Below are 16,056 nucleotides of genomic sequence, written 5' to 3'. Positions count from 1 at the left end.
TTTTTTACCATACATAAAAAAACAGGGAGATGTGTTCATCTCCCTGTTCACTTTAATTTTCCTTCAAATATAATTTTACGTCCACATGGTTCTACGACTGTTTTCCCGTCCCTTTTTACTTCATGAAAAATCGGCTCTTCCATACGGCGAGACGGCGCATACCCTTCTTGCTCCATACGGTTTAAACAATCTGTAATTGTTTCATTTTCTTGTACTTCAAATTTTTTCTTATTAGGTTGTTTTGTCATGCCCAAACCCACTTTCTACTTTTCTTGTTGCTGATTGACTTTTTGTATAAGCGATATACAAAAGTGAAATGGTTCCTACTATCATCACAACAGCGATAAAAAAGCTTGTAAATTGTATTCTTTCTATAAATAAGCCGCCTAATACAGGGCCAATAATACTTCCAATGCTAAAAGCTATTCCAGCTAATATATTTCCAGCCGGAAGCAAATGCCTTGGTAATAAGTCCGTCATAAATCCAAGACCTAACGAGAAGCAAGAGCCAATAACCATTCCAGCAAAGAACATACAGCCAAATACAATCCAATAATAGTTGTCAAATACAGCAGCACATAGGAAAATGAATGTCCCCGCGCTAAATGTCCATACTAAAATACGCTCTCGTCCGAAGCGGTCACTTAATATCCCAAGCGGAATTTGTGTAATAATTCCCCCTACCGCAAAAGCAGGTAATAAAAATGAAATGTCAGCAACTGACCAGCCTTTTCTCATCGCGTATACCGGTAAGTTACTATTTAACATTGCTTCTAATGCTCCGTATGCAAGTGGACCAATCAGTGCGATCCAAGAAATTGTAATTACTTGTTTATATCGAGAAAACGATGATTCATTTTTATTTGCAGTCGCATCTTCCTCGGGAAAAGCATTTTGCGTTGGTAGTAATAATAACCATCCAATTAAACAAAGAATGCTTGATACGATAAACGGCGTTGCAATTCCGTATTGAACCGTACTTGCTAAGTATGGCCCTACCGCAAATCCAATCCCAAAAAACACACCGTATATTGACACTTGCCTTCCAATTTTATCGCGGTCTGCCGTTGTTGTAATCCACGTCTGTGTACCAACGTGTAGCATATGATCGCCGACCCCAACTAAAAAGCGGAGTAAAAACCATACCCAAAAAGAGAATACTTGTGTAAATAAAAATAAACAAATAATAACGAGGAATCCTCCAATTACGATAATTGGTTTCATCCCAAAACGTTGCATCGGTTTTTCAAGCCACGGTGAAATAAATAAAATTCCAATATATAATGCAGCCGCATGCAATCCGTTATGACTAGAACTAACTCCTTCTTCTTCAAAAATCATTGCAATTGCTGGTAATAGCATCCCTTGTGATAACCCTGAAATCGCGACAATTCCAACCATAATCCAAAATGTAAATCGCATTGACATGTTCTTCTCTCCCTCTACAAGCTCACCAAAATTCATTATAAACCTTTTTCCAAATTCATGTAAGGCGCATAAAAAAAGAAGTTAGAAAATTCTCCTCTAACTTCTCTCTTTGTACTTTAATTTTGCAACCATTTTCGTACATGCGCTATCAATACATCTAAACAATCAACAAAAGGTGAATGACCACAATCTTCTAAAATAACTAGCTTTGCATTTGGCAAATGCTTTGCGAGTTCTTCACCAACAGCTTGTGGTACAACATAATCACGGTCTCCTTGTAATACAAGCGTTGGTACTTTTATGTTATTAATACGGCCGTTCCCAGAAACGACTCCATTATGTTCATCTGAAATGTTAAAACGAATTAACGCATAATTAACATCTAAAAAATTCCGCTGCGTTAACATGTCGTCCAAATATTTTTCATAACGCTCTGGTTCTGGTTTATTATGTGTATAAATGAGTAAATTCCATATCGTCCGGTAGTACAATTTATTCATATTTTTAATCGCATCTAGTACAGGAGCGATTTGGACAGGGTCCTCTGCAATTTCTTCTTTCGTTTTTAGCAATGTCGATACAATCGGCTGACCATTTGTATCTTTTTTATAAAGCTGATACCCTTTCATCCCAACAGACTCTACTAAAATGAGCTTTTCTACGAAGCTAGGATACAGTGCTGCAAACTCCATTGCCACACCGCCGCCCATTGACCATCCCATAAGGGAAAATGAACGTAGCTGTAATTCATCAACAACCATCTTTACGTCTTCTGCAAAATCTTGTAAAGAATCAATTGGTGTATGATATGTTGATTGACCGAAACCTCTTAAATCAACCGCATAAATATGATATTCATCTTGCAATTGTTCAATCGCTAAATCCCAGTGCTGAGAAGATGTCATATTTCCATGAATGAGTACTAGTACCTTCCCACTTCTTACCCCAGCTTGCTGATAAGCGATTTTTTCTCCATTACATAATGTAACGTATTCCATTGTTGTAGGCTGTATCATTTTACTCCCTCCAATCAAATAGAAAGAAAATTCAAACATAAATAAAAGATACCATAAAGAACAAATGTTCTCAATAGATTTCATAAAACAAACAAAGTAAATTGCTAGACAATGGAAGAGAAAAAGTATATAGTTAGCTAGGTAATTAATTGGGAAAGGATCAAAGAAATGGACGAAAAACAACACTTTTTTCACGCTGTCAGTCAAACAGCTCGTAAGTTTTCTAAAACGTTCAATGCACGCGTTTCACCAACAGGTTTATTTAGTGCACAGTGGGCCGTTATTTTCCGTCTTAACGAAACAGGTCCTTGTACACAAACAGAACTATGTCAATATTTAAACGTTGAATCACCGACGATGACACGTACGTTAACACGAATGGAAACGATGGGATGGATTATTCGAACGGAAGGAAAAGATCGTAGAGAAAAAATGATTTCTCTATCAAACACAGCGCTACAAATGATTCCATCATGGCAAGAGGAAGTACATACATTTGAAGAAAAAGCGCTCCAAAACATCGATGAAGAAGAACTTCACCATGCGTTTCAAGTGTTACACAAGGTTCTTAAAAATTTAAATTCATAACGAAGGAGGATGGCTATGCAAAGTGAAAAACTTTGGACGAAAGACTTCATCGGCACATGCCTAAGCAGTCTCTTTCTCTTTTTAACATTTTACGTACTCATTACAACATTACCGATTTATGTAATCGAAGGCTTAAATGGCAAACCAGAAGAAATAGGTCTTGTCACAACAGTATTTCTTATTTCTTCTGTTTTAGCTCGGCCATTCACTGGAAAGTGGCTTGATGATTTAGGAAGAAAGAAAATTTTATTTATTTCTTTATCATTATTTCTCGCTGCCACAATTATGTACTTCGGCGCACAAAGTCTCTTTCTATTACTTGCGCTTCGCTTTTTACATGGAATTGGTTTTGGTATGGCAACAACAGCAACAGGAACAATCATCACAGATGTTGCCCCGCCAAATAGACGTGGCGAAGCACTTAGTTACTTTGGCGTCTTTATGAGTTTACCGATGGTTATCGGTCCTTTTTTAGGTTTGACGATTATTTCTCGTTATTCATTCTCAACATTATTTATTATTTGTTCTATTTTTTCATTCCTAGCGTTTATATGTGGTCTACTCGTGAATATCCCGCATGAAGCACCAGTTAAGAAACAAAAAGAAGAAAAAATGAAATGGAAAGATTTATTTGAAACTTCATCGATGCCAATTGCATTTACTGGCTTTGTACTTGCATTTGCATATAGCGGTATTTTATCCTTTATCCCAATTCATGCAAAACAACTTGGCTTAGAACATATCGCAAGTTACTTCTTTATTGTATATGCACTTGTTGTTGTGATTTCTCGTCCGTTTACTGGAAAAATGTTTGACCGACTTGGTGAAAACGCACTCGTTTATCCTGCCATTATCGTCTTTACAATTGGAATGTTTGTATTAAGTCAAGCGGAAACGTCATTTTGGCTATTAGCTTCTGGCGTTTTTATCGGTCTTGGTTACGGTACGCTCGTTCCAAGTTTCCAAACGATCGCGATTTCAGCAGCACCAAATCATCGCCGCGGCGCTGCTACGGCAACGTATTATTCATTCTTTGATAGCGGGATTGGAATTGGTTCGTTTGTACTTGGTATTATAGCTGCTCGTTCTAGCTTTTCTTATATGTATATCATCGCAACAATAGTAATCGCAACTACGCTTCTTTTATATTTCGTATTGCATGGTAGAAAGCAAAAATCCAAAAAGCAGTCTACAGACAAACAATTATCTGCATAATGTTTATTAAACGAGTAAACTTCTCGGTTTACTAAACATCAAGGTATTTCATAAAGTGAAACTTCACTCAGTGAGGGTTTTCTTCCCTCCCACTGAGTGTTAGTTGAACGAATCGGGCTTTTACGGGCTGTTTATCTCCGACCTAAACTTCTCTGAATCCTCTAATTTTTGAGGTGGAAGTCTTACAGCCCGTTAATGCGGGATAAAGTGAAACTTAGTGAGGGTTTTCTTCCCCCACTGAGTGTCAGCAAGCAAATAGCGGGATAAGAACAAAAATGCATAACACATAAAGTAATTTTTTCCTCTTAAATCCTGTTTAAAGTAAGTATAATAGTAAGTGGAACACTCACCATTGTTTTGACAGCAAATGAGTCAAATAAAAAGGAGTGGTAAACTTGAAAAAGAAAACGATTTTCTATTGGCTTCTATCTATTATATTGGTTACTTTTGCAGGGCATACGGTGTATGCAGAACAACAAAAATCCGCACAGGTTCAAGAACAGAACGCTTTAAAAGGAAAATTCCATCTTGATGATGTAGTAAAAATTTACGTACCCTCAACCTATAACTTAGATCAACCTATTGATAATACTCCATATGTTAACAAATCTCTCGAGACATTCTCCAATATGTTTGGAGGGGCTACTGCGATTGAAGGAACAGGCGCCTGGATCGGAGATAACAATCAGCTTATTAAGGAAAAAGTCACTATTGTATATAGTTTTGCAGATAATTTAAATAAGAAGAAAGTAAACGAAGTGGTAGCATATGCGAAATCACTAAAGGAAGAGATGAAGCAATCATCCGTATCTCTTGAAATAAACGGGAAGATGTATTTTATCGAATAACTATTTAAAGAAGCCTGGAGATTTTGTATCTCCAGGCTTCTTTATTTTTTAGGCTATCACAATTGTCCTTCAATAAAAAAACTGAATAATCAGAATTATAGAGGTTATTTGTTCCTATTTATAGAATATTTTACATACTACATTGTAAAGGAGTTGATACACGTGTTTCGTATGTTTACAAATGGCTGCGTTGCACTTGTGCAGCGTTTCTTGCCAAATCCATTTATTTTATCTTGCCTACTTACAGTCGTTGTCATTTTTCTCGGCACGATCACAACGAAACAATCACCTGTACAGATGGTTGTACACTGGGGCAACGGTCTTTGGGGATTACTTGCTTTCACAATGCAAATGGCACTTATTCTTGTGACAGGAGCTGCACTCGCAAACGCTCCGCTTATTCGAAAAGGACTATCAAAAGCAGCACAGTTACCCAAAACACCTGGGCAAGGAATTATCGCCATTTCCCTTGTCAGCTTACTTGGTGCATACATAAACTGGGGATTTGGTATTATCGTCTCTGTCTTATATGCAAAAGAAGTTGCAAAACAGCTACAAGGACTTGATTACCGATTAGCGATAGCCTCTTCCTACTCTGGATTCCTTATCTGGCACGCTGGCTTATCTGCTTCAATCCCGCTTACATTAGCAACTGGTGGTGAGACATTAGCTAATACAACAGCGGGTACTATTACAGAAGCAATTCCAATCGCAGAAACTTTATTCTCTCCATATGCACTTGTTCCTATTGCTATTTTTCTTATTACAATGCCTCTTATTAACCGAGCGATGCATCCTGATTTAGAGCACACAATTACAGTCGATCCAAGTGTTTTAGAGGAAGAAGCAGCTGCGCAAGAGACTACAGGTCACACATTTGCAGAAAAACTAGAAAATAGTATGTGGGTAACAGTGTTAATTGGTTTACTCGGAATCATTTATATCGTTCATTTCTTTAGTACAAAAGGATTTAGCCTTACACTTGATATCGTTATTTTCATGCTTCTAATTGCAGGGCTTATTTTTCATAAAACACCAATCCAGTACATCCGAGCATTTTCCCGGTCTACAAAAAGTTCCGCAGATATTTTACTACAATTTCCGTTTTACGCTGGGATTATGGGAATGATGGTTGGGGCAAATAGCGAAGGTCTATCACTTGGCGGTGCAATTTCAAATTTCTTTATTAGTATTTCAAATGAAACGACATTCCCTCTCTTTACATTTTTAAGCGCGGGTCTTATTAACATTTTCGTCCCTTCAGGCGGTGGACAATGGGCTGTGCAAGCTCCCATTATGATACCCGCTGGCGCTGAACTTGGTGTACCTGCTGCCAAAACAGCAATGGCCATTGCCTGGGGCGACGCTTGGACAAACTTAATTCAACCATTTTGGGCGTTGCCAGCATTAGCAATCGCTGGATTAGGCGCACGTGATATTATGGGATTTTGCGTTGTACTGCTGCTTTATGCAGGAACTGTGCTTGGGTTATGTTTTCTTTTTCTATAATTTAAACATAATAAAAAGGAGTGGAATTCCACTCCTTTTTATTATGTTACAAACTAACTAGTTAATCACTCGTAATAATTTCAAATAATATTTCGGACTGCTCCTTTGTTAATTTCGCATATTGATCATCCCCCCGAATGATCTCTAGCGTCTCTTTATTCGAGCTGACCCAAACGCGATATAACACTACCTTTGCTTTTATATCGGGATTTTTAAACTGAAACAGAAATTGATAATCGGGAGGACGGGACATTTCAAATTTCGCCTTAATCCAGTTAGTGTCATTCAATATATTTTCTACTTTGCCAACTTCTATAGGGTCATTAACTTCCTTAAATTCCTCATATCCACCATCATCACCAATTCGTTTTTGAACTTTAATTTTCTGCTCTTCTTGTTTTTCTTCTTTTACACAACCTGCTATACAAAACGATAAAATAACGATGAACACAAAAGAGAGATTTTTCAGTTTCAAACTCTTCCCTCCCACTTCGTTTCAAAGACTTTTGTATATTCCACTAAACATAATTATAAAGAAGACCCTTTATACAAATTCGTTATGAAATGACTTACTCCCTTTATAAAGTAAAACGTCACTCAGTGAGATTTTTACAGCCCGTTAATGCGGAATAAACACACACATAACCCTCAACCATATATTACCTTTTGACTCTAAGTGTGTGGTCGTGCTATTCTAATACATGTCAGAGGGCAAGCCTCTTTGACACACCAACTGGCACCTATTCGGCAAAGGGTGTCTTTTTTGTTGGCTTGCCGAAAACGCCCATCTTCTAGGGCACATTTAAATTTCAACCTACACACTCAGCACCATTTCCTTGCATAAGACTGCTTCAGCAGTCTTTTCCTACATAATGAAAAAAAGAGAGATTAAATCCCTCTTTTCGCTTCATAATATACACTGCTCATTCCTGATCGCTCTGTTCCATCAGCTAATGCAATCAGTCCATCTAACTTTAATTCATCTAGCAACCGTGCTAAATGAAATTGTTGTAACATCTTTTTCGCAAACTTTCCTTCGTGCTCAGACGTCATATGTTGCTGAATATCTAACAATGTAATTGGTGATTCCTGTTCAACCATATATTCATACACTGCATTACGTAACGTTACATATTTTTCAAGTGTCATGATGCCATGCTCCTTTCTTCTCTAACTGTCATTATCGGTTTTTTTGCAATAAAAAAACCTCTCCGATAAGAAGAAGTTACACGTATCTTCCTTCTTATCTGTCAGAACAAAATTGTTCTGCTGGAATTAGCACCTGCAATGCGGTTGCTGGGTTTCATCGGGCCAGTCCCTCCACCTCTCTGGATAAGAAAATATTCACTTGTGATACATTATATTTAAAGTACATAAGAAAGTCAATTTATAAACAGAAAATTTTCATCCTCATATCGATTCTTCTCCACATATAGTTATATATTTCATAAGATTTCATTGCTAAAATATAACTAACAAGAGCATATACTACTTGTATTATATGATGAAAACTTTCGCTGTAGCTTAAATAATGGGATGGAGGAAAAACTATGACTCGCTGTACAAATTGCAAAGTAAAATGGAAAGCAAAAGATACATGGTCCCTGTTTAACACAAATGAAGGTAAAGATTGTCCATATTGTAGTAATGAAGTCATGGTCTTTATACATGTTTATACAAGATTAAAAAGCGTTATATTGTAGAGGTTTAGAGGACATATCAGCGACCATTTGTCTCTGACCATTACATACGAGTATTCGTTTAGTTTGCATTTTCGTTTGCAAACTTGTTAGCACTATTTTATAGTTCCACATCAATACTCTTGACGAACATATACGTTTACAAACACATTGTATCTTGCTGCCATTTGTTCTAATTTCTTTTCTCTGTATTTTGTAATGGTGAAGAAATGGGTCACTGGCATTTTTCCATTGTACTTCTGTTTGTATATTTTAGTGAGTTCTTCCTAACACTTTAACTTTGCATTATCCACAACCATCTTCTGAATACGATTCACTGCTACTATATGACAAATCCCTTCCTTGTTACATAACATCATATACGCAGCCCTATCATGATGGACTATTTTTTATCCAGTGAAGGCAAATTCTTTCGGGTATTCCGTTAAATTAGTCCCTCTCTTTTGTCAGTTATATACGTAACTTTTTCATATCCAAGGTCTGTTACATGTCTAAATAACTGTTCCAATAGCTCTGGATCCTTAGTTAAAATACTAATGTCATAAGTATCTACAATATTTATCATAAATTCACAACTACTATTAATAAATTCTGGGACAGTTGTTATTCGGGCTAATAACTCATTCTTATCTAACTTTTTAGGAAATGCACGCATATTTAAGAAGATTACATAACAACCTCTATCCTTTACAATGTCTCCTAATTCATATCCATCAACAAAAGCCTTTTCAAATAAAAACTCTCCATCTAACGGGTCATTCTCATCTCTTATGTATACTTCTCCATCAACTATCCGCCATTGATATTTCTGGGGTTCGACGAGTTCTATTAAACTCCATATAGATGTATGGAATTCTTCTTCTCTTGGTTCATAAAAACCAATTCCTATATTCTTCATATAAATACCTCAACTTTCTTATCATAAATAAGAGATTATGAATAACATTATATCAAACTCACTTTAATTATCTGAAATTTAATATCTAGATATAAAAAAATCATTAAAATTTTATATATTTATATCCGGTTATAAACTTCAAGGGAGGAGCAAAATGAAACTACTAAATAAAATTACATTATTTATCTTTATCTTTTCAACTATTTTATCATAGATACCTGTTAGCGCTTTTGCTGAAGGTACTGTAGAAAATGATTCGACTATCAATTTGACCGAAGAGGAAATCCAACAGCTTAGCAAAAAACGAAACACCCCTATAGAGAATACTAACTTAACAGAACAGCCGTATTCTCAACCACATCAGCTTAGAGCAGCAGCTGTAGGTCCATTAGCAGGACTTATAGGTGCAACATATCCTTGCTTATCAAGAATGCTGGGAAATAAGCATTTTAAAGAAATAGGCTTATATTTTTTATTATATTTTGTTTTCTTTTTGTGGCTGCCTCCGTGGCTGTTTTACTTATATTATTAGTCATTACAAGGGACATTGAATAGCATGGGTTCTAATATATATGTTATTACTTTGCATCTATAATTTATATCACTTCGTTTTAAAAACAGTTTGCTTTAGGAAATGTTCAATGGAAGTTGCTTGAAAGATGCGTAAGTTACTATTAAGAGAATATGTTCTATTTGTGAAGATTAAAATTGGAGGGAATATTTTATTACCTTCAGGTTGCCAACTTTCTCTTTGCCATTCCTGGCTATAAAAGTATGCTTCATACCGTTTAATTTTTTCTTGCATAACAACTGTGCTATATACAGAGTTTTGGTATTCGATAAAGAATGGCGCTCTTCTCCAAATAGTGAATATATCAGGTTCCATGTAACCTTTCCCATACTTAGGTTCAACATCAAATCTCTTCGGCTTATCGTGAGGTAGCAACTGTTTATATACATCCACTATCCCTAGAAAGTGTGCGATTTTTTGACTACTTTTTCGGATAGGATTTGGATGTGGAAAATATACGAAAGGTTGATGTGACATATTCACTTCAATATATCCATCCCGTCTTAAACGCTTTAACACTGTATTACATGAGGTAACTGGATTCTTCAAGTCACTAAAGTGTAAATCTATAATGTCATTTCGTGACATACAACGAAACTTTTGTAAGTCTGTTAAAATTGCTTTATCCCTCTGTCTCATCATCCAACACCCCAAATAGTTGTTGTGGTTCTTCAGGTGAAACTAACTCAAGTTTCTTTTCTATCTGATAAGGTTTGATAATCTTTTTAGCTTTCTCTAATTCTAAGTATGGTGCTTGGATTCGCGTGAGCTTCTTCAACTTTATTAGCATTTCCCCTGGCTGATCTATAGCTTCTGCACCTTCTGTCCCTAAAATGATACGACTATTTATTTTATCAGCGGATTGAAATGCCATACGAACCGTTAAATTACTTTTCACACGACTGTTTAACACCTCTGCATCTGGTCTTTGCATGGAAAGAATAAGAAACATTCCAAGCGCTCTTCCAGCTGCAGCTATATCATCCAACACATCCATAACATTCTCATCCCCATGAAGTAAAGCTACTTCATCAATACAAACTACAATGTATGGTAACGGCCCATTCCCTGTTTTGTTATACTCATCGATGTGACTTAATTCCGTTTCATCCAATAGATTGCCGCGCTTCTCAAGTTCTCGACTTAATTTCAGCAGTGATGCAGCCAAACTGTTCCTATTTTTATAAAGCCCTACTACATGCTCCACCTTATTTAAAAAATGAAACTCTGATCGCTTCAAATCGCCCAAGTATAATTGTAATTTCTGAGCCGACATATGTTGAATCAATGTAGCAAGTATCACACGTAGCATACTACTTTTTCCGCTACCTGTTTCACCAGCAATTAACAGATGCGGTTGCTCCACCATGTCATAGACCAAATAATTACCAAACTCATCTTTACCTACAGGAATAGGTAATCTATGCTGCGACAACTGACTTTTCATTTGACTATAACTATACAAATACGGTTTCAATCCAACTTTTGAATAATAAACGTTTAATACAAATTTTTTAATATCACCCTCAATTTTAATATTCGTTCCTAGAATCTGCTGAAAGCAAAACCACTTCTTTTCTAATTGCTGCGGATTTAATCCATTCGGAATTGTGAACACATATTGAGTCCTCTTATCATCTTCAGAAATTGCATGTATCTTCGGATAAATCGGTACTTTTCCGCCCCTTGTCTCATGTACCAAGTATAGACCAGCTTTTTTAAACACCTCTATAAGTTGATGTTTTAAAGTCTTTTGGTGAAACCATTCTTTAACCAGTTTCATGTGATCCTCCCTAGAACATCATAACTATCCTAACGAATACATAACCAATGAATGCTATTCCACTAAGACGAACACCATGATACAATCCATCTGATAGTAAACGTGCTGCAGCTACTTTATCGTTTTTCATAAGATGTTTCTCCAATACTACTCTTCCAATAGTAACTACTCCAACTGCCGATAATACAATGTAAGTTCCCACCATAAAAATCTCCCTCTTTATAAACACCATCGAAATCCCTAAATTCAAAGTGATTTTCAGCTTGTAAACCGTGGTATCAATACTTTGGTAGATACCACGGTAATTACTGCAGTAACAAAAGAGAGTTTAATTTGGTAGCTACAACAGTATCAAAATATATTTTTGTGTTTCATTACCTTTGTAGCTACTTTGGTATAGGTATATGACTAAAAAGAAATGAAATTGCCTGTTTTAAGAAAATAAATTTCCTCAAAAAAGAAATTCATTTACAAAAAAGGGTTTGTGAAATAAACGTTGAAATAATCTGCAGGTGATAAATATGAAGATTAAATTAAATAGTAGAATCGGGGATTGGATAGAAAAAAGCGGTTATCGAAAAGATTTCATTGCGGAGAAATTAGAAGTAAGTGTAAAACAACTAAATAATTACATATCAAATACTTCTTTCCCAAATACGCATCGATTATTCGTTTTAGCTAATCTTCTTGGATGCAAAGTTGATGATCTTTACGAGGTGCAAGAAAAACCCTCTTCTACTAAAGACTCATAAACAAAAGAGGTTTTTTCACCACACATAAGATTTTACTTTACTCATTAGACAACAATATAAAAAGCACTCGCAATGAGTGCTTTTTTATTATCGCAGTTGATAACCAATCCACTTAGGTCCTAACCATGTTTCAATTTGATACCACGCTTGACGTACTTCCACAGTTTGAGATGAAAGGTTAGATATAGGAGACCCGCCAATCGAAGAATCATAAATATATGTAGGACTATTATTAGTAGATTCCACTTTTAGAGTAGCATTCGAAGCATTAAAATGTGTATCTAATGTCCTAATACGATTCCATCCTTCTATGGTTGTTGTCGTATGATATTGTACCCATTTATGACCTTTCCATGTATTAATTAAAAAAGATGCTCTTATTATTTTTACATCTTGAACAGGACTAACATAGTTTACTATATTTGTGTTGCCTGGACTGTCATGTAAAGATTTCTGAACTAGAATAGTATTATATATTTCACTACCCTTTTGTATAATGTCTGCACGATGGTCCCCCGCTGCCATAGCCTGTGGAGCACCGAAAGATACGAATGCTAACACCGCTACAAAAACAGAAGCAATCAACTTTTTCATACTATTTCCCCCTAATATGTATTTTACTTACAATTAAAATAATAGAATATAAAGATATTTTTGTAAATACCAAATTTTAATTTTTATAGATATTTTTTGTATAGTTTGTTTTTATTGGAAAATAAATATAAAATATACAGCTCCCGATAAGGAACTGGATTTATATATTATATAGGCATTCCCTCTGACATTTCGTCTAATACCTTTTCCTTCAAGAAAAGAAACGCTTCTTCCTCTTCTTTCGTCATGGCACGTTCTGAATATTCCCCATCTGACACTACCCAGTCAGAATTAATAGTAGAACGGAGTGCTTTCCAGTAATTATAACGAACCTCTTCATCAATTATCATCTCAACTGAACCTAAAATAGTACTGATTTCCAAACGTCTTTGGTGTTCATCGATAAGGTACACCGCAAAGTAATTCTTATCTTTGTTAATTTCAAAATAATATGTTTCTTCTCCAGTTGTAACTGTTGCTACGTAGTAAGTTAACGCTTGTCCATCGGATAAAATTACGTTCATCTTTTCCACTTTACCGTCTCCTTTTACGTTAGATATCGTTACATGTTAAATTTTAACAGACGGGTATTAAGGAGATGTAAATTGGGTGTAAATATTAAATATAGCCGTATAAACATAAAGATAGAAGAATTTTTTAATGAATATAAAATACAATTCCTTATAGGAGCTTACCTTTAATTATATGCTTTATATCAAACAACATCCTTTTAGTGTTATAATCAATAAAATAGATAAGGAGAGAGCAAATGAGAAAAATAGAGATTGAGGGAAAAGAAGCTTCCTTACACTGGGTCCATACCTACGTTAACAAAAGAAAAGATATAATTTCTACAGAGTTCATAATCCGATTCCCTGAAAGTTTTCGAACTCACAGTGATTTCCAAAGTTATTTTGTAAAAAACAAATTATATATCGTCTTACGGGATATTATTATGAGCTTGGTAGAAGATCAACTCGATAATTATAATTATAGGTTCACGGATGGTGATACCCGAGAATTCACTCCATCTTTGGAATATAATCGAGGACACAAAGAAAAACAAATGAGTGTTAAATTTAGTAGCGCTTTTACTACAGACTTGCAATTATTAAGAAAGCGTTTGGATACTATTGAGGCTGATTGTAATTGTGTACAATATGAATGGGGTATGAAAGTAAAATCGTAATAAACAAACAGAGCCAGTTCCCGATGGTGAAAGAACCGGCTCTGTTTGTTTATAACATCTGTATCCACGTACCGTATCCTAACGGTTTTAACTTCTCCACCGTATCATCCGTCCACTTTTTATCGTTAAAATCACCGACAATAATACGGTGGTATCCGTTATCTAAACACTGGGTCCACACACCGTATCCTGGTAACACCTCTTTTACTTTCGTAAGTGCTACCGCTAACCACTCGATTGAATCGAAGTCACCTATATTGATACGGTACATTGTTTGTTTTGAAGTAGCAGGTTTCTTTCTAGCTAGTCCAAGGTATTCCGCTACTCCTTCAGCGTGAGCACGTGCTACAGCATTTATAAAAGATACATCATTAAACTTAGTAATCTCCTGGTTATTCATAAATAAGTTTTCTGTAAGAACTGCAGCCATATGCGTCCTACGAAGAACGGAAAGGTTTGATTGCTTCATTCCTCTGTCGTCAATACTATGTTGCTTATATACATTATAAATCTTGTTATGCATGATTTGTTGCAACCTTAATGTATCACCATTTGCACCAGGATAACGGAATGTTTCAAAACCATCACCAGGGACACCATTTGTAGAGCCACTATTACAATGGAAAGATATAAATACATCTGCTTTCCATGGATTCGCTTTATCAGCTCGTGCTTCTAGTGATAAAAACACATCTGTTTCACGTGTCATTCCAACTACCACATTATAAAACTCATCTAACAAAATCCGTTTAGCTTCTAATACTAGCTTCAATACAATGTCCTTTTCACGCAAACTGTACCCTAATGCTCCTGGATCATAACCACCATGCCCTGCGTCAAACCATACTCGTTTAGTCATTATTCAACCTCTCCTTTTTGTTCTTTTTTCTTATACTTGCCGTTTAAAATTTCAACTGCATCCGCAACCAATGATGGAAGCGGCAACCCTAAACGCCCTGCATTTTCAATGATTGATAGTAACTCATTGCCTAGGTAGAACATGATAAATGCTTCTTGAAGTGAAGCCTGTAAACCAAATACTTCAAGGTTTAACCCTTGCTCTTTAAATAACATATCTACCTGTGCTGCCAGTGCGATAAGAGCAAACATCATTATTTTTTTGAATATCCCTCTCCATCCAATTTTTGATTTAAGCTCGCCATTCACTCCTGCTGCTGCCATACCCGACGTATAATCAATAATCGATGCGTACATTAAAACCTGTAACAATTGACTCCACCCCCCCCCCGAATACAAAACCAAAGAACGCTCCAAATATTGCTGTAGAGCCTTTCCAAACTACATCGATATACTCTTTCATTCTCCCTCTCCTTTCAAAATAAAAAGAGAGACAGAAGTGTCTCTCTTTTTTATACAAGCCGTATTTTGTTGAATTTCTACATAATAAAAAGCTTTATTCGAGTTTTAATTGCTTTTTATATAGAAGGCGACTATGTTTAGGTTCTAATTCAGCAATCAGTAGTTCCTCTATTTTTTCTCGTCTATCAACTGCTCGATACCTCTCTATAATAAACTAGCATTTCTTCTTTATGGTTATTAAAAAAAATATGACTAGCTTTTTTCTTATCTATTTCCCCATAAGTTTTGCGGTAATGTCTTATCATTCTCGTTTTTATATCACCCTCACCCACATATAATACTTCTTTGGTATTTTTGCTAGTATAAATATAGATACCTTCTGGGAAGCCTTTCAATTGGGTATTAATTTTACTTCTTATATATTTCCTCTCCGATTTTAAACATTCTGAGTGATCAATCTCTATTACGTGCCAATTACCTCCTGTATAAGGGAGAAACGATAGTTCTTCCAGTAATAATCTCTTAAAACTTTTTCCCATAGTACCCTCCTTGTATTTTCTTTTTATTATAGATTGCTTTTCTTTTATTTAGGGGTACCGCCCGCATTTCGGAAAAAAACCACGCTAAGCAAAAAATACAATAAGC

General features: G+C 35.7%; 20 protein-coding genes, 1 pseudogene and 1 riboswitch. Of the genes and pseudogenes, 6 read left to right on the top strand and 15 right to left on the bottom strand.

Annotated features, from left to right (window positions below; genetic code table 11):
- Positions 1–47: 47 nt before the first annotated feature.
- The 3 genes from BAMA_RS18245 to phaZ form a co-directional block, all read right to left on the bottom strand.
- Complete coding sequence (locus BAMA_RS18245) at positions 48–248, bottom strand: NETI motif-containing protein (RefSeq protein ID WP_034642072.1); 201 nt, start codon at positions 246–248, stop codon at positions 48–50.
- Positions 232–1,428: an MFS transporter gene (locus BAMA_RS18240; protein ID WP_034642196.1), complete on the bottom strand. Its 1,197-nt coding sequence runs from the start codon at positions 1,426–1,428 to the stop codon at positions 232–234. The genes BAMA_RS18245 and BAMA_RS18240 overlap by 17 nt, the downstream gene beginning before the upstream one ends.
- 116 nt (positions 1,429–1,544) lie before the next feature.
- Positions 1,545–2,459, bottom strand: coding sequence for an intracellular short-chain-length polyhydroxyalkanoate depolymerase (gene phaZ, locus BAMA_RS18235; protein WP_200874699.1), 915 nt, complete (start codon positions 2,457–2,459; stop codon positions 1,545–1,547).
- 153 nt (positions 2,460–2,612) lie between these two features.
- Between phaZ and BAMA_RS18230 the strand changes: the two genes are divergently transcribed.
- The 4 genes from BAMA_RS18230 (at position 2,613) to BAMA_RS18215 (ending at position 6,604) form a co-directional block, all read left to right on the top strand.
- Complete coding sequence (locus BAMA_RS18230) at positions 2,613–3,032, top strand: MarR family winged helix-turn-helix transcriptional regulator (RefSeq protein WP_034642049.1); 420 nt, start codon at positions 2,613–2,615, stop codon at positions 3,030–3,032.
- 15 nt (positions 3,033–3,047) lie between these two features.
- A complete protein-coding gene (locus BAMA_RS18225; RefSeq protein ID WP_034642046.1) occupies positions 3,048–4,247 on the top strand; it encodes an MFS transporter in 1,200 nt (399 codons plus the stop codon).
- A gap of 395 nt (positions 4,248–4,642) precedes the next feature.
- Complete coding sequence (locus tag BAMA_RS18220) at positions 4,643–5,095, top strand: hypothetical protein (protein ID WP_034642044.1); 453 nt, start codon at positions 4,643–4,645, stop codon at positions 5,093–5,095.
- 162 nt (positions 5,096–5,257) lie between these two features.
- Complete coding sequence (locus BAMA_RS18215; protein ID WP_034642042.1) at positions 5,258–6,604, top strand: short-chain fatty acid transporter; 1,347 nt, start codon at positions 5,258–5,260, stop codon at positions 6,602–6,604.
- 61 nt (positions 6,605–6,665) lie between these two features.
- Here BAMA_RS18215 and BAMA_RS18210 read toward each other — a convergent pair whose 3' ends face one another.
- From BAMA_RS18210 to BAMA_RS18185, 7 genes and pseudogenes are all read right to left on the bottom strand, one after another.
- Entirely contained in the window at positions 6,666–7,079 is a 414-nt protein-coding gene (locus BAMA_RS18210) for a YhfM domain-containing protein (RefSeq protein ID WP_034642040.1), read from the bottom strand.
- Positions 7,080–7,492: 413 nt separating this feature from the next.
- Positions 7,493–7,753 carry a hypothetical protein gene (locus tag BAMA_RS18205; RefSeq protein ID WP_034642038.1) on the bottom strand — a complete coding sequence of 87 codons (261 nt, stop codon included), beginning with the start codon at positions 7,751–7,753 and terminating at the stop codon, positions 7,493–7,495.
- Positions 7,754–7,844: 91 nt separating this feature from the next.
- Positions 7,845–7,943, bottom strand: a riboswitch (SAM riboswitch).
- Positions 7,944–8,417: 474 nt separating this feature from the next.
- Positions 8,418–8,651, bottom strand: a pseudogene (locus BAMA_RS25225) (replication-relaxation family protein); the annotation flags it as partial.
- A gap of 77 nt (positions 8,652–8,728) precedes the next feature.
- Positions 8,729–9,202, bottom strand: coding sequence for a DUF2691 family protein (locus BAMA_RS18200; protein WP_034642037.1), 474 nt, complete (start codon positions 9,200–9,202; stop codon positions 8,729–8,731).
- A 601-nt stretch (positions 9,203–9,803) separates the two neighbouring features.
- Complete coding sequence (locus BAMA_RS18195; RefSeq protein WP_034642036.1) at positions 9,804–10,412, bottom strand: replication-relaxation family protein; 609 nt, start codon at positions 10,410–10,412, stop codon at positions 9,804–9,806.
- A complete protein-coding gene (locus BAMA_RS18190; RefSeq protein WP_034642035.1) occupies positions 10,396–11,556 on the bottom strand; it encodes an FtsK/SpoIIIE domain-containing protein in 1,161 nt (386 codons plus the stop codon). Before BAMA_RS18190 ends, BAMA_RS18195 begins: the two co-directional genes overlap by 17 nt.
- A gap of 10 nt (positions 11,557–11,566) precedes the next feature.
- Entirely contained in the window at positions 11,567–11,761 is a 195-nt protein-coding gene (locus tag BAMA_RS18185) for a hypothetical protein (protein WP_034642034.1), read from the bottom strand.
- Between the two features lie 316 nt (positions 11,762–12,077).
- Here BAMA_RS18185 and BAMA_RS18180 point away from each other — a divergent pair, with 316 nt between their 5' ends.
- The gene (locus tag BAMA_RS18180; RefSeq protein WP_034642033.1) at positions 12,078–12,308 is read left to right on the top strand and encodes a helix-turn-helix domain-containing protein; all 231 of its coding nucleotides are present in this window, start codon (positions 12,078–12,080) and stop codon (positions 12,306–12,308) included.
- Between the two features lie 87 nt (positions 12,309–12,395).
- Here BAMA_RS18180 and BAMA_RS23610 read toward each other — a convergent pair whose 3' ends face one another.
- Both BAMA_RS23610 and BAMA_RS25220 read right to left on the bottom strand, forming a co-directional pair.
- Entirely contained in the window at positions 12,396–12,902 is a 507-nt protein-coding gene (locus tag BAMA_RS23610; protein ID WP_051759018.1) for a hypothetical protein, read from the bottom strand.
- Positions 12,903–13,069: 167 nt separating this feature from the next.
- Positions 13,070–13,435, bottom strand: coding sequence for a hypothetical protein (locus BAMA_RS25220; RefSeq protein WP_034642031.1), 366 nt, complete (start codon positions 13,433–13,435; stop codon positions 13,070–13,072).
- Between the two features lie 236 nt (positions 13,436–13,671).
- Here BAMA_RS25220 and BAMA_RS18165 point away from each other — a divergent pair, with 236 nt between their 5' ends.
- Positions 13,672–14,091, top strand: coding sequence for a hypothetical protein (locus BAMA_RS18165; protein ID WP_034642029.1), 420 nt, complete (start codon positions 13,672–13,674; stop codon positions 14,089–14,091).
- A gap of 49 nt (positions 14,092–14,140) precedes the next feature.
- Here BAMA_RS18165 and BAMA_RS18155 read toward each other — a convergent pair whose 3' ends face one another.
- The 3 genes from BAMA_RS18155 to BAMA_RS18145 all read right to left on the bottom strand — a co-directional run bounded on the left by BAMA_RS18155 (position 14,141) and on the right by BAMA_RS18145 (position 15,950).
- Positions 14,141–14,950: an N-acetylmuramoyl-L-alanine amidase gene (locus tag BAMA_RS18155; protein ID WP_051759017.1), complete on the bottom strand. Its 810-nt coding sequence runs from the start codon at positions 14,948–14,950 to the stop codon at positions 14,141–14,143.
- Entirely contained in the window at positions 14,950–15,321 is a 372-nt protein-coding gene (locus BAMA_RS18150) for a phage holin family protein (RefSeq protein ID WP_338022315.1), read from the bottom strand. The genes BAMA_RS18155 and BAMA_RS18150 overlap by 1 nt, the downstream gene beginning before the upstream one ends.
- Before the next feature lie 275 nt (positions 15,322–15,596).
- Positions 15,597–15,950, bottom strand: a complete 354-nt coding sequence (locus BAMA_RS18145) for a hypothetical protein (protein ID WP_034642027.1) — start codon at positions 15,948–15,950, stop codon at positions 15,597–15,599.
- Positions 15,951–16,056 lie beyond the last annotated feature (106 nt).

The sequence above is a fragment of the Bacillus manliponensis genome (assembly GCF_000712595.1).
In the GTDB taxonomy this organism is placed as follows: Bacteria; Bacillota; Bacilli; order Bacillales; family Bacillaceae_G; genus Bacillus_A; species Bacillus_A manliponensis.
Note: the sequence above shows the minus strand (reverse complement) of the source record. Positions and strands in the feature narration are given on the sequence as shown.